We start from the raw sequence: 12,911 nt of genomic DNA, 5'->3' as shown, positions 1-12,911 counted from the left end.
TCATATGAATGCCAAACAACGTAAATTAATCTATCGAATTCTGCCGTACGCGATCCTAACGGGGATCGGTATTTGCTTTGTGCTGCCGCTGCTCTGGGTGCTCGTGGCTTCCGTCGATCCGAATGCGATGCAATCGCTCAAGATGCCTAGCAAGGTTACCGGTGCAAACTATGTAGAGGTGATGACCAGCAGCGAGAACCAGCGTGCATATCTGATTGGTCTGGTGATGTCGCTTGGCCAAGCCGTATTGGTTGTTCTTCTGGCGCTGCTCGCAGCTTATCCGCTATCCCGGTATCAGATGAAATATAAAAAGCCCTTTATGCTGACCATTTTGTTTATGACATCGCTCCCGATTACGGCTGTAATGGTGCCTGTGTACCAGCTGTTCCTGGGGCTCAAGCTGTATGACAATATTTTTGGCGTCATCTTGTTTTATGTCGCGTCGTCCATGCCGTACGGGATCTGGATGATGAAGAACTTCATGGATTCCGTGCCGAGCGATCTGGAGGAAGCCGCCTGGGTGGATGGAGCTTCGGTGTTTACGGGAATGCGCAAGGTAGTGGCGCCGCTGATGGTTCCGGGTATTTGTACGGTCGCGATATTTACCTTCTCGGGCAGCTGGGGCAATTTCTTCGTTCCGTATATCCTGCTGCAGTCGCCGGAGAAGTTCCCGGCTTCCTTGAAGCTCTATCAGTTCTTCGGGCAGTATGGTATGGTCGATTACGGCAGCCTGGCCGCCTTCTCCGTGCTGTACGCCATTCCGGCAATCATCATGTATATTCTCTCCCAGCAGTTCATGTCCAAGGGTTTCGGGCTGCAGGGCGGAACGAAGGGATAGGGAAAATAACAGAATGCAGGGCATGGGATGCCCAAAATAGAAAAACGGCAGCCATGCCGTTTTTTTGTGTTTGGCGAAATCGTTCCCGTGAGCTGTCTGTTCCAATCAGGCCTGGACCTGCCTAGGGCCGAGGTCCAATGACTCGCGCAGACGCTTGATATCCCGGATCGGAGGCAAACCGAACATGCGGGCATATTCCCTGTTGAACTGAGTGGGACTTTCATAGCCGACCTGAAAGCCTACATCTGCAGCTTCGGATGTTTCCAAGAGCAGAAGTCGGCGCGCCTCTTGCAATCGGATTTGTTTTTGATATTGCAGCGGGCTCATGGCGGTGATTTCCTTAAAGTGATGATGAAGCGAAGAAGGACTCATATTGACGGCAGCGGACAGATCAGCGATGTGAAGGGGCTGATTATAATCCCGCTCTATCAACTGGGCAGCTGCCGCGATTCGCTGCGCATGACTGCCGCTGACGGCAAATTGTTTCATGGATTGGCCTTGTTCCTCTTGAAGGATTCGATAAACAATTTCCTTCGTGACCAGGGGAGCAAGGACGGAAATATCCTCCGGCGTATCCAGAAGGCGCACGAGGCGGACGACGGCATCCAGGAGAGCCTGATTCATCGAGCTGACAAAGAGGGCTTTTGTGGAGTCGGTTTTCTTAGGAAGGGTCTCTTGGCAGGATGGAATGAGGTCGAAGATCAGATGTCGATCCAAATCCAGTCTAAGGCACAGGTAGGGCAGCTCCGGTGATGCCTGAATCACTTGGCCGGATATGGGCAATTGCAGCGAGACGACAAGATAACTGTACGAGTCATAAAAATAGCTTTCTTGTGCCAGCATGATTAATTTTCTCCCTTGAGCTACGATGCACAGTGCGGGCTCGTGAATGGTGTGGATCAATTCCGTCCCGTCGGTTGCCCGTATTAAAGATAGATTGGGTATAGGCGTAGTATGGGTACCGTCCGTACTCGTGTATTTTTCGATGTAACCTGCAAGTTCGTTCTGCAGATTGCTTCCTCCATGATCTAACATCTTGGTTCGGCGAGCCTCCTCCGATGGTATTTAATTTAATCTTAATAAGGTTTGCAGGAATAGGCAAGAATCGTGGTGGATTCGGCTACCGGATAAATACTCCATGCAGGCATAATTAGAGTATCCTCGATGGTTGAAGGCAGGACGATTATGCATGAAACTCAAGAGGATCAGATAAGAGTAATGAGGAGGTATTGGAATGGATCCAGCTCTTAAAGCGAATGAGGTTCAGCATCCCTACATAGGCATGTGGGTGACCAAGGACGGATACATTCGCCACGAACTGCTGCCAAACGGTCGTTATGATGAAGCACGGGGTCGGCGGAAAAGCGCTTATCAAGGCCGCTATTTCATTCAAGGCGATCACATCGAATATGTGGATGATATCGGATTCACGGCTGACGGCGATTTTCGGGACGGCGTTCTCTATCATGCAGGGATGGTATTGGTTCGGGAAAACTAAACGTGCGAGATAGAAGAGAACGGTTTGGCTTAGAAGTACAGAACAGGTATCAGGAGGAGAGCTGTATGTCTAACGTTAAAGGAAAAGTCGTGGCCATTACAGGCGCAAGCAGCGGGATCGGTGAAGCGGCAGCCCGGCTGCTGGCTCATCACGGTGCCCATGTGGTTCTTGGGGCGAGAAGGACGGACAGGCTGGAGAAGCTTGCTTCCGCATTGAATCGGGAAGGCGGCTCAGCTGTTTGCCAATCGCTGAATGTGGCTCATCTCGATCAAATGGAATCTTTCATCGACTTGGCGGTGAGCCGATTCGGGCGGTTGGATGTCATGCTCAACAATGCTGGGGTTATGCCTCTGTCACCCTTGGAGGCCTTGAAGGTGGACGAATGGAACCGGATGATCGATGTGAACATCCGCGGCGTCCTCCATGGCATTGCGGCAGGGCTGCCGGTGATGCAGAAGCAGGGCTTTGGTCAATTTATCAATATAGCTTCCATCGGGGCATACGAAGTATCGCCAACCGCAGCCGTTTATTGTGCCACCAAGCATGCGGTTCGGGCAATCTCGGAGGGCCTGCGCCAGGAGGTTGGCAGCGGTATACGGGTCACGCAAATATCGCCGGGGGTAACGGAGTCGGAGCTGGCCGACAGTATCTCCGATGATACGGCCAGACAGGTCATGAAGGAATATCGAAGAATATCCATTCCGGCGACTTCGATTGCGCAAGCGATTTTATATGCTATCGAGCAGCCGCCGGAAGTCGATGTGAATGAAATCATCATCAGGCCGACCGCAAGTTCCGCCTAACTCAAGGATATGTCCATGACGATAACAACCCTTTTTGGGAGCGCTTGGTTCATATTATCGAAAAAGTTTATGTTTGAGCGCAGGCCTCGGGCTTCTGCAAGGAGGGACGACCACTGCATCAAAGGGCTAAAGAATCAGCTGTTGAGTAAACCTCAACAGCTTTTTTTGTTGGAAGGATTTGTTATACTTTAGTTATGTATTTTACATGAGGGCGCGTATAGCATAGATGCAATGATATCTTTAGCATGATGAATGGAGGAGGACAAGTTGAGAGTTAAACGAATCGTTGCGAATATCGATACGGAGGATGTCGCCGCAGCCAAGACGTTTTATCAAGATGTGCTGGGTCTGGATATGTTAATGGATCATGGCTGGATTGCCACTTATGGCTCGAAGGAGAGGATGAGCATACAGATCAGCTTTGCTTCCGAGGGAGGCGGCGGCACGCCCGTCCCGGATCTGTCGATCGAAGTGGATGAGATAGAGGCCGTGCTGGAGGAGATGAGGCGGGCTGGCTTTTCCATTGAATATGGCCCCGTTGATGAGCCTTGGGGAGTAAGACGCTTTTTTGTCCGCGATCCGTTCGGGAAGCTGGTCAACATTTTGTCACATGATTGAGTGTACGGTGGTCAAATTTGGTATCCTCGCAAGTAGCTCATATTCTACTCTGTACATAAGAATGAACGCATATGATATACTGTTTATAATATAAACAATTAGCAATGAACATCAGAAGCTAGAATGCAGAAAGGATACACAAATCATGTCAAAAGATGAGAGTATGGATCCGGATATTGGATCCAGGCTGCCCGGAGGGGCGGCTCTGAGCTGGGGGTTGGTAAAGCCGCCGAAGCGGGGACCGAAACGGGAGATGAGCCTGACGCAGATTGTGCAGACGGCCATCGACATCGCTGATAAGGAAGGGCTTCAGGCGGTCTCCATGAATCGGATCGCATCCGCTTTGGGTTTTACTGCCATGTCCCTGTACCGGTATATTTCCAGCAAGGACGACCTGCTGCTTCTGATGCAGGACGCCGTATGCGATATCCCCATTCCACCGGAAGATTTCGCAGATTGGCGCGAGAATATGCGAATCTACGTCAAATCGACGATGCAGGTATTTCGGGACCACCCTTGGTACGGTGACATTCCGATTATGGGTATTCCCATTACGCCGAATAACCTTCGATTTATCGACTGGGGTCTGCGTTTCATGAAGGACATGCCATTAAATGATTATGAGCGGATGTCTTTGATTCTCCTGTTAAGCAATTATTCAAGATCAAGCGGCATGATGCAGCGGGATCTGGACCGTGCCGTGCAGGCAGGATCCACCCCGGAACAATTTAGCGGACTCGATTATACGGCCGCACTGAAACAGCTTGTAACGCCGGATCGGTTTCCATTCCTGCATCCGGTTGTGATGTCGGGGGTCTATACGGAGGAGAACCGGGAAGAGAATCCGATTGGCAACGACATTGATTTCGGGTTAGAACGCATTTTGGACGGCATTGATCATTATCTTCAGGCCAAGACACAGCACGGACAGTCGGACAAGTAATGATATTCGTCAAAGTTACAGGTCGTGGTTGTAAGAGCGTGGAGTAAGAGAGTACAGACAGAAAGAAAGTGCATTAAGAAAGTACACAGTAAGAGTATACACAATAAGAGTACGCTGTAAGAGCATGCAGAAAAAGTGTGCCGCAGCTGAGTAAAAAAACCGATCCTCGCATGAGGATCGGTTTTTTGCTGGTTGATTAAGCCTGATGCGGGGGGCCATGGTCTGGTTGGTAAATAACGTTTCCGGACGGACATGACCGCCGCTGGAAGGGGATGAAGTTCCTTATGTGGCTCTTAAAAACGCAATACTATATTGTGTGCACTGCTCCCTGTATGCGGTGTGTGATCCGGGGCATGCCTGAATGGTTGCCGCGCTTAAAGCATATTTAACGTCGACCAGCTTTTCTCTTAAAGGTCCACATGCCCCATAACATAGAGGCGACAAGGATAAACAGACACCATCCTATTGCCCAGCCGATGTGATCCTGAATAGACCCACCCGTCAGCAACCCGCGAATGGACTCGATGACCGGCGTAATCGGCTGGTTGCTTGCGACCCCTTGCAGCCATGTCGGCATCGTTTCGGTAGGAACGAAGGCACTGGAGAGGTAGGGGAGGAAGAGCAGGGCGAATCCATAGCTGCCGGCCGCTGCGGGGCTGCCTGCAACGAGGCCGATGGCGGCATAGAGCCAAGTGAAGGCAAAGATGAAGAGCGCGATCAATCCGATAGCAAGAATCCACTCCAGAAGTCCCGCCGAAGGCCTGAATCCGACGAGCAGGGCCACAGCGATAACGACGAATGTCGCCAGCATGTTTCGGGCAAGGCTGGCTACCACATGTCCTGTAATGACACTGATGCTTTGAATGGGCATGGTGCGGAAGCGGTCAATGATGCCATTGGTCATATCCTGGGAGACATCGACGGCCGTGCTGGACGATCCGAAGCCGGCGCATAGCAGTATAATTCCCGGCACCACGTAGTCAACATACTGTCCGCTGGGATCGAGTGCTCCGCCAAACACATAGGTGAACAGCAGCATCAACATAATCGGCAGCATCATGGCCGTAATCATTGCCTCCGCGTTTCGGATGCTGTGACGTAAGCTGCGACCGATAAAGACGGTTTGGGTGACCGCTAAGGTCGTTGTTTTTGAGTTCGAAGCTGTTCCTCTCATTATACGATTTCCTCCAATTTCTTGTCGGTTAGCGACAGGAATACATCATCCATATTTGGTCTGTGAAGACTTACACGCGTCTCGCTCGGAAGCAGGCGAGTGAATTCTTGAAGCGTCTGCGCGACATCCCTAATGCTGCCATTTGTCGGAATCCTGTGAATCACCTCGTCGTGTACGTTGCGGAGCTCCAGCATCTCACCTCCGACCCGGGTCTTCAGTTCAGCCGGGCTCCCTTCAGCAACGATTCGTCCGCTATCCAGGACCGCAATCCGGTCCGCAAGCTGATCGGCTTCTTCCAAATACTGCGTGGTCAGCAGTATGGTGATGCCCTGACTCTTCAATTGCAGGATGATATCCCACAGGGTACGGCGGCTGCGTGTGTCCAGTCCCGTGGTCGGTTCATCCAGAAACAGAACGGGACGCGGCACGGTAAGGCTGATCGCAAGATCAAGCCGTCTTTTCATTCCGCCCGAATATGTCTTCACGCGCTTGGCTGCAGCAGCAACGAGGTCGAATTGTTCGAGCAGTTCGGCGGTTCGCAGGCGTGCTTCCGCTGCGGATAAACCCGACAGCCTGCATATCATCCGCAGGTTCTCTTCCGCAGTCAATAATTCGTCGACGGCAGCAAACTGGCCGGTCAGACTGATGGACTTCTGGACATCCTGCTTGCCCTGTCCGAGATCATATCCGTTGATCCGCACACTGCCTGCATCGGGTGTCACCAAGGTCGATAGGATATTGATTAAGGTTGTTTTGCCGGAACCGTTGGGACCGAGAAGGGCAAATACGCTTCCTGCCTGCACGTTCAGGTTGATCCCGTCCAGGACGGTTTGATGTCCAAAGCTTTTACGCAATTGATGAATCTCAACAGCATGGTTACTCATATTAGGTTCAACTCCTTGAATTTAATTGTATATATAATAAACAGTTTAATTGATAATTAGTATATTGTATAAACAGTTATCTTGCAATATGTTTTTTTAAGTTTGGACGCTGCGTGAGGCTACAGGGATGATGGAGCTTCTGGGTATAAAAAAAGAGCCTGGCGCGATGTAACAAAACATCGTGTCAGGCTCTATTCAGAATGTAAGCCAGGGTATAGGCCAGCTTGGCGCTATGAACGATCCGATTCGTCATGAAGCTCCAGTTCAATGACGGTATTGCGTTTGTCGGGTAGCGGATACGTGAAGTGTTCAGGCCGCGCGAAATTCACAAATGCGTCCTCGGTGAATTCCGCTGCGCTCCATGGGCGGCTGAGGAACAATTCGTATCCGTCAGCGAGCAGACGGGCCTTCTTTACCTTGTCGGCCATACCGATGAGATTAATCGGTCCGATGGACTCCTCAAAGACGTGGGCATACAGCTTATTGCCTTTTTGGGTGTACCGCCCCCAATCCGGCTTCGGATAATCGGCGGCAGCGCAGCCATAGATACTGTCGCCGTTCTTGCTCATCCAGTCACCGATTTCCTCCAGCACGTCGAGGCTCTCCTTAGGAATGACGCCTCTCGCGTCGGGTCCGACATTCAGCAGCATGTTGCCGTTCTTGCTGACACATTCCACCAGCTTGCGGATGATCGTGGTTGCCGATTTGTAATTGCGGTCAGCGGCTGCATAGCCCCAGTTGTTATTCAGCGTGATGCAGGCTTCCCATGGGATCGGGGCACCAGTCTGATCCACGACGCCGTGCGGCGGAATGATCTGTTCAGGCGAAGCGAAATCTCCGCTGTAAACGGAAGGATCGGTAGTGTAGATGCTGCCCCCGCTCTCGCCGCTGCCTTCAAGCCGGTTATCGATAAGAATATGCGGCTGGAGTTCGCGGATCATCTTCATCAGCTCGGTAGCGCGCCACACCTCGCCGCGCATGTTATCATAAGAGAAGTCAAACCACATGATATCGAGTTTGCCGTAGCCTGTCAGCAGCTCCCGCACCTGCCCATGCATGTAATCCAGGTATCTGTCGAAGTTTTTCGGATCGCGCTTGAAGGCTTCGTTCGCCCGCATCGGGTGAATGCGGTCCCCATAGGCCGGATAGTCCTCATGGTACCAGTCAATCAGTGAGAAGTAGAGGCCAACTTTAAGGCCTTCTTCACGGAAAGCTTCCAGAAACTCCTGCACGAGGTCCCGACCGGCTTTGGTATTCGTTGATTTATATTCGGTCAGCTTGCTGTCGAACAAACAGAATCCGTCATGGTGCTTGGCCGTCAGCACCGCATACTTCATGCCTGCTTTCTTGGCCGCTTTGGCCCACTCCCGAGGATTATAGTCAACGGGATCAAATTCATCGAAATAGGTCTGGTAGTCTTCGATGCTCATCTGTTCCGTGCTTCGGAGCCATTCGCCTCTGGCCGGAATGGAGTAGAGCCCCCAGTGGATGAACAAGCCGAAACGGTCGTTCTGGAACCATTGCACGCGCTGGTTTCGATCGTGGATGACTTGATTGGTTGGAGTGGTAGTCGTTGTCATGGATTCAAACCTCCGATTCTTGGAATTGTCGAGTTTGATTTTAACAAGAATGTGTTAGTATGAATAGATAATTACTTAACTCTGACGGGTATTATAATAACTTTAGAGGATAATCGAAGATGAAGAATGAACGTAATGAACATGAAGCCATTCAGCAGATGCTCCTGAACATGCAGGTTCAGATCTGGGAGGCCGAAAGAACGCAGTGCTGGCCGGAGTGGAAGGAATTCGACTACACCGTGTCTTACAACAAGCTCTATTTTATACTGGACGGGGAAGGATGGGTGAAGATCGGCGATGAGGAGCTGTACCCCGTTCCGGGTCAATTGGTTCTGATGCCGGCACGGACCAGGCAATCCTACTCCGTCATCAGCGGCCGTCCCTACCTTAAATACTGGTCGCACTTCTCGGCGACCGTAGGCGATTCTGACGTGTTTTCCTGGTTGAACGTTCCATACTGTTATGATTTATCGGGCAATGCGGAGATTCCGTCATTATTCCAGCAGCTGGTGGAAGCGCACCGTACCGGTACCATAGCAGCGCGGTTAAAGGAAAAGTCGGTTATGCTGGACATCCTGTCCCGCGTGTTCGAGCACCAGCAGCCGCAGATTCATACGGACAAAATGGAAGATATGGGCAGGCTCCACAAAGTACAGCAGTACATTAAGAATCACCTGCATGAAGAGATTACGCTGGAGCAGATGGCGGGGACGCTGCATTTGCATCCGAATTATTTTATTAAGTACTTCAAACGGCATTTTGGGATCACGCCGCAGAAATATCTAAGCCTCAAGCGGATGGAGCAGGCCAAACTCATGCTAAGAACGACCCCTCTAAGCATCAAAGAAATTGCGGACGCCACCGGCTTTGAATCAGCGAACTATTTCTCGAAAACGTTTCGTAAAGAGGTTGGTTACAGCCCCTCGGAATATCGGAACAATATATAGCAAAAAAGAGGCTGTCCCTGAAATCGATTCGGGGATAGCCTCTTTTCTTCTGATCAGGTTTGCCTAAAAACCTTTTCCTCCAAGCGGCTTAAGCTTGAGCGGCTCTGCGCCGGCGATCAGCGGGCGCCCGCGCTGCAGCAGCTCGGACGTATCGGCTCCCTGCAACGAAGCGGCATGCGCGTCTTGGCTGCTCCACAATTCCGTGACCCATACGGCATTCGGATCGCTGTCCGAAACGTTGACGATATAGAGTTCACAGTCTTCGTTATCGCTAAGCATCGCTGCTGCTTCGAGCAGGATCTCCGCAAGTTCATCCCGTTTGCCGGGATGGGCAATCAGTTTTCCGTACATCGCAAACTTCTCCATCGGGTTCACCCTTCCTTTTTGGTCATGTCGCTTAACATGCGTTCGTAATGGAGCGCCATGCTTGTCGTGATCTCTGACAGTTTCAGCACGAGAGAAGCGGGCTCCAGAATGGTTAAAGCCTTGCCGTAAGGGAGAAGAAAATAGGGAACATAGGACATCAGCGAAGATGTATCCAGCTGGAAATGAGCTTCTCCATCACGGCGCTTCACAAGAGTATGTCCAAATAACCAATGCTGGCTTAATTCATTCAGAACATGCTCATGGCCTTGGATGACGACATGGATCAGCGGTTCACGGCTGCCTGAATCGGGCAGAAGACTGCCAAGCAGTACATCCTTGGCCGAAAAGTCAGCGGGCCGTTCAAATACATGTTCTGTCAGCTCCAGCCCGATGATCCGATCCACGCGAAAATTGCGAATCTCTTGGCGCAGATGGCAGAAGCCGGCAGCATACCATTGACCCTTCCAATGGATGATGCCGTAGGGGTCGAAGTTTCGGGCAACGCGCTCGCCCTCCCTGCCCTTCGAATACGACATCTTCAAGGTTTGTCCTTGCGCTGCGGCATTCTCCAGCGTCTGCAGCAACGGCTGAAGCCCGGTATGGACAGGAGGCTGCAGAACCGAGATGCCGCTGCTGTGCCGTTCGATCTGATGAAGCTGCTCCTCATTTGTATAAAGCTTCAGCTTGCCGATTGCCCGCTCCAGCGCGTCCGTATACGGATAGCCGGTTTCTTTGGCAAAGATCGAAGCGTGCACTAATGCCTTCTGCTCTTCGGCGTCAAACATCAGCGGGGATTCAGCAAACTGCCCGAGGATCCGAAAGCCGCCGTTCGGCCCGGAATCGGCAATGATGGGCGCGCCACTGGCGCATAACGAATCGATGCAGCGGTACACCGTTCGGACATGGATTTCCAGCTCATCGGCGATTTGCTGAGCGGTCATCTTCTTGCCCGAGCGGAGCATCCACAGGATCGATAGCATATTATCCGCTTTGGACATCTAGATGCGCTCCTTCCAGATGGGATGATCTCGAAATGTTTACTTTTAAGTAGATTGTATCTTTTCTACACGAGCGGGTCCATGCCCTTGTCGATCCAGGAATCGTAGGTCGGACCGTAGAGCTCGGGAATCCGCAGCCCGGCTTGTCTCATCAGCACCGTCATCTGTCCGCGGTGATGCGCTTGATGAACCAGGGTAAAATGCAGGAATGCCGCATTTGTCCAAGGCTCTCCGTCGAATTCGCGGGTAGCGCGAAGTTCCGCCTCGCTCCACTGCGACTGCACCGCATCCAGAAAGGCATGCCGGATCCGGCGGTAGCTGTCCTGAATCTCGGCGGCCGAATGGGGGATTTCCTGCTCGCGGGACGGGCCCTCAAACTGCAAACCGAGCATGGTCATGTACTGAATCGACATCACCAAATGCCAGGCCAGCTGTCCAAGCGTGCGATGGTGCTCCGTCATAGCGGTTTTGAGCGATTCGTCGGTTAAAGCGTTCATGACTTGTTCGGTGATATGCGCCTCTTTTAACCATTCAGTCTTAAAATCCTCTAAGCTCATGTTCATGTGTAATCCTCGCTTTGGTTTAGGATGTGTGCTGCAAGTCGAGTATATTACACCATTCCTGACAGTTACGGTCAGTGATTATGGGCGATACGAATTTAATTATTCCAGTGATTAGCCGAATATTGATATGCATGGTCTACAGAACCTTCTTCATTTATAATGTATGAGATTTAAAGCTCGTGCAAGGTATCGAATATAGGAGGTACAGCATGCAGGAAACGCTTCGTGAAATCCCGGGAGCTCAAGAATGGATTGTCATTCAAGCAATTGACAAGGGCTGGTCGGCTGATCGTAAATATTATGTTCAGGATACGCTAGGCAAGGAGTGGCTCCTCCGGCTATCCGACATCTCTCAATACGAGAGGAAGCGATGGGAGTTTGAAACGGTAAAAAAGCTGGATCCTATCGAAATGCGTATGTCCCGCCCGATTGATTTTGGTGTATGCCATGATGGCAGCCAAGTGTTTTCCCTGTTCACATGGGTTCCGGGAGAAGATGCCAGGGACGCCATTCCATTGCTGGATTCTGAGGAGCAGTACCGGCTGGGCGTTCAGGCAGGCCAATATTTGAGTGAGATGCATCGCATTCCGGCTGAGAGCGGCTTTGATACGTGGGCGGTTTATTATAATTCCAAGATGGATAGGTACATCAAAAATTATGAGAGCTGTGGCATCCGGCTCGCAGGTGCGGAGAACATCATTCGTTATATGGAGGAGCACCGATATTTGCTTGATGAGCGGCCCCGTTCTTTTCAGCATGGAGATTATCATGTCGGCAATATGGTGGTTACGCCTGAAGGCGAGCTGGGCATCATCGATTTGAACCGGGCGGATTCCGGTGATCCTTGGGAGGAGTTTAACCGGATTACGTGGGATGCTGAGATTAGCCCGTGGTTTGCTTCCGGTCGTATTCACGGATATTTCCAGGGTGGAGAGGTACCGGATTCATTCTTCAGATTAATGGCGCTTTATATCGCGAGTAATCAGATTTCCTCGATACACTGGGCGATTCCATTCGGTGAGCAGGAAGTGGGGGTTATGCTGAATCAGGCTCAAAAGGTACTGAACTGGTATGAGGGGTTCGAGACGCATATACCCAATTGGTATAAACCGATGCCGGGGTCATCTTAGCCTATCATTGACAGTTTAGCAATCTAGAAGAATTTATTGAAGCCGCAGCATGATACGATATAAAAAAACAGATGGAGGTTTGTACTCATGTCATCAGCGGATATTCGGTTTGTCGGCGGAAACAATATTGCCCTTAAAATTCCGAAGTACAAGTATGAGGAAACCGTGCATTTTTACAAAGAGGTTTTGCAGCTGCCTTATTTGGGCTTCAAAGATGGTTCACACCTCTTTCAGCACGGCCCGAACAATTTATGGCTGGATTGCATGACTCACTATGCTCAGCAGGATGTCTGGTTAGAGGTCACTACAGATCATCCCGAGGCGGCCGCTTCATATTTGAGAGAGCATCAGGTGGATCGCAGGGATGAGGTGGAGGTTTACGAGAACTCGCAGGGCTACTGGATATCCGATCCATGTGGGACGATCATTCGGGTGAATCCCAGAAAAGCGAGTGAATAGACAAGCCTAACCGGCGCATGGTTAGCCGTTGACGACGCGCATCCCTTGAGACGTGAGGTTATGTCGAAGCGTCCTACCACGTATTCGGTAAAATTTAATGCTCACTCAAG

The 12,911-nt window shown here is 51.1% G+C and carries 15 protein-coding genes; 8 read left to right on the top strand and 7 right to left on the bottom strand.

What is annotated here, in order from left to right:
• Positions 1–4 precede the first annotated feature (4 nt).
• Positions 5–838 (top strand): carbohydrate ABC transporter permease, encoded by an 834-nt coding sequence (locus tag M4D81_RS11680; protein ID WP_071223247.1) that lies wholly within the window; start codon positions 5–7, stop codon positions 836–838.
• A gap of 105 nt (positions 839–943) precedes the next feature.
• On the opposite strand, the gene M4D81_RS11675 is transcribed toward M4D81_RS11680, so the two are convergent.
• A complete protein-coding gene (locus M4D81_RS11675; RefSeq protein ID WP_260066372.1) occupies positions 944–1,873 on the bottom strand; it encodes an AraC family transcriptional regulator in 930 nt (309 codons plus the stop codon).
• 199 nt (positions 1,874–2,072) lie between these two features.
• On the opposite strand from M4D81_RS11675, the gene M4D81_RS11670 reads away from it, so the two are divergent.
• From M4D81_RS11670 to M4D81_RS11655, 4 genes are all read left to right on the top strand, one after another.
• Positions 2,073–2,336, top strand: coding sequence for an Atu4866 domain-containing protein (locus M4D81_RS11670; RefSeq protein WP_260066371.1), 264 nt, complete (start codon positions 2,073–2,075; stop codon positions 2,334–2,336).
• Positions 2,337–2,401: 65 nt separating this feature from the next.
• Positions 2,402–3,139, top strand: coding sequence for an SDR family oxidoreductase (locus M4D81_RS11665; RefSeq protein WP_260066370.1), 738 nt, complete (start codon positions 2,402–2,404; stop codon positions 3,137–3,139).
• A gap of 267 nt (positions 3,140–3,406) precedes the next feature.
• Positions 3,407–3,757 (top strand): VOC family protein, encoded by a 351-nt coding sequence (locus M4D81_RS11660; protein ID WP_071223243.1) that lies wholly within the window; start codon positions 3,407–3,409, stop codon positions 3,755–3,757.
• Between the two features lie 145 nt (positions 3,758–3,902).
• On the top strand, positions 3,903–4,700 hold the full coding sequence (locus tag M4D81_RS11655; protein ID WP_260066369.1) for a TetR/AcrR family transcriptional regulator: 798 nt from the start codon (positions 3,903–3,905) through the stop codon (positions 4,698–4,700).
• A gap of 385 nt (positions 4,701–5,085) precedes the next feature.
• On the opposite strand, the gene M4D81_RS11650 is transcribed toward M4D81_RS11655, so the two are convergent.
• The 3 genes from M4D81_RS11650 to M4D81_RS11640 all read right to left on the bottom strand — a co-directional run bounded on the left by M4D81_RS11650 (position 5,086) and on the right by M4D81_RS11640 (position 8,338).
• Entirely contained in the window at positions 5,086–5,874 is a 789-nt protein-coding gene (locus tag M4D81_RS11650) for an ABC transporter permease (RefSeq protein WP_260066368.1), read from the bottom strand.
• A complete protein-coding gene (locus M4D81_RS11645; RefSeq protein ID WP_260066367.1) occupies positions 5,874–6,758 on the bottom strand; it encodes an ATP-binding cassette domain-containing protein in 885 nt (294 codons plus the stop codon). Before M4D81_RS11645 ends, M4D81_RS11650 begins: the two co-directional genes overlap by 1 nt.
• 230 nt (positions 6,759–6,988) lie before the next feature.
• Positions 6,989–8,338 carry an alpha-L-fucosidase gene (locus tag M4D81_RS11640; protein WP_260066366.1) on the bottom strand — a complete coding sequence of 450 codons (1,350 nt, stop codon included), beginning with the start codon at positions 8,336–8,338 and terminating at the stop codon, positions 6,989–6,991.
• Between the two features lie 119 nt (positions 8,339–8,457).
• On the opposite strand from M4D81_RS11640, the gene M4D81_RS11635 reads away from it, so the two are divergent.
• A complete protein-coding gene (locus tag M4D81_RS11635; RefSeq protein ID WP_216530313.1) occupies positions 8,458–9,285 on the top strand; it encodes an AraC family transcriptional regulator in 828 nt (275 codons plus the stop codon).
• Positions 9,286–9,348: 63 nt separating this feature from the next.
• Here M4D81_RS11635 and M4D81_RS11630 read toward each other — a convergent pair whose 3' ends face one another.
• The 3 genes from M4D81_RS11630 to M4D81_RS11620 form a co-directional block, all read right to left on the bottom strand.
• Complete coding sequence (locus tag M4D81_RS11630) at positions 9,349–9,651, bottom strand: putative quinol monooxygenase (protein ID WP_071223237.1); 303 nt, start codon at positions 9,649–9,651, stop codon at positions 9,349–9,351.
• 5 nt (positions 9,652–9,656) lie between these two features.
• A complete protein-coding gene (locus M4D81_RS11625) occupies positions 9,657–10,649 on the bottom strand; it encodes a helix-turn-helix transcriptional regulator (protein ID WP_260066365.1) in 993 nt (330 codons plus the stop codon).
• 65 nt (positions 10,650–10,714) lie between these two features.
• Positions 10,715–11,212, bottom strand: a complete 498-nt coding sequence (locus M4D81_RS11620) for a DinB family protein (protein WP_260066364.1) — start codon at positions 11,210–11,212, stop codon at positions 10,715–10,717.
• A 209-nt stretch (positions 11,213–11,421) separates the two neighbouring features.
• Between M4D81_RS11620 and M4D81_RS11615 the strand changes: the two genes are divergently transcribed.
• Both M4D81_RS11615 and M4D81_RS11610 read left to right on the top strand, forming a co-directional pair.
• Entirely contained in the window at positions 11,422–12,342 is a 921-nt protein-coding gene (locus M4D81_RS11615) for an aminoglycoside phosphotransferase family protein (RefSeq protein ID WP_260066363.1), read from the top strand.
• 87 nt (positions 12,343–12,429) lie between these two features.
• Positions 12,430–12,801, top strand: a complete 372-nt coding sequence (locus tag M4D81_RS11610; protein ID WP_071223233.1) for a hypothetical protein — start codon at positions 12,430–12,432, stop codon at positions 12,799–12,801.
• The last annotated feature ends 110 nt before the right edge of the window (positions 12,802–12,911 follow it).

Origin of the sequence: Paenibacillus sp. p3-SID867, from assembly GCF_025142895.1 — a bacterium.
Taxonomy (GTDB): domain Bacteria; phylum Bacillota; class Bacilli; order Paenibacillales; family Paenibacillaceae; genus Paenibacillus_AQ.
This window is presented reverse-complemented; position numbering and strand designations above follow the sequence as displayed.

Bases quoted from the DNA above. Each gene is read 5' to 3' on its own strand.
- M4D81_RS11675 (WP_260066372.1), bottom strand. From the start codon at position 1,873: ATGTTAGATCATGGAGGAAGCAATCTGCAGAACGAACTTGCAGGTTAC.
- M4D81_RS11625 (WP_260066365.1), bottom strand. From the start codon at position 10,649: ATGTCCAAAGCGGATAATATGCTATCGATCCTGTGGATGCTCCGCTCG.
- M4D81_RS11655 (WP_260066369.1), top strand. From the start codon at position 3,903: ATGTCAAAAGATGAGAGTATGGATCCGGATATTGGATCCAGGCTGCCC.
- M4D81_RS11665 (WP_260066370.1), top strand. From the start codon at position 2,402: ATGTCTAACGTTAAAGGAAAAGTCGTGGCCATTACAGGCGCAAGCAGC.
- M4D81_RS11680 (WP_071223247.1), top strand. From the start codon at position 5: ATGAATGCCAAACAACGTAAATTAATCTATCGAATTCTGCCGTACGCG.
- M4D81_RS11650 (WP_260066368.1), bottom strand. From the start codon at position 5,874: ATGAGAGGAACAGCTTCGAACTCAAAAACAACGACCTTAGCGGTCACC.
- M4D81_RS11640 (WP_260066366.1), bottom strand. From the start codon at position 8,338: ATGACAACGACTACCACTCCAACCAATCAAGTCATCCACGATCGAAAC.
- M4D81_RS11630 (WP_071223237.1), bottom strand. From the start codon at position 9,651: ATGGAGAAGTTTGCGATGTACGGAAAACTGATTGCCCATCCCGGCAAA.
- M4D81_RS11645 (WP_260066367.1), bottom strand. From the start codon at position 6,758: ATGAGTAACCATGCTGTTGAGATTCATCAATTGCGTAAAAGCTTTGGA.
- M4D81_RS11620 (WP_260066364.1), bottom strand. From the start codon at position 11,212: ATGAACATGAGCTTAGAGGATTTTAAGACTGAATGGTTAAAAGAGGCG.
- M4D81_RS11615 (WP_260066363.1), top strand. From the start codon at position 11,422: ATGCAGGAAACGCTTCGTGAAATCCCGGGAGCTCAAGAATGGATTGTC.
- M4D81_RS11635 (WP_216530313.1), top strand. From the start codon at position 8,458: ATGAAGAATGAACGTAATGAACATGAAGCCATTCAGCAGATGCTCCTG.
- M4D81_RS11670 (WP_260066371.1), top strand. From the start codon at position 2,073: ATGGATCCAGCTCTTAAAGCGAATGAGGTTCAGCATCCCTACATAGGC.
- M4D81_RS11610 (WP_071223233.1), top strand. From the start codon at position 12,430: ATGTCATCAGCGGATATTCGGTTTGTCGGCGGAAACAATATTGCCCTT.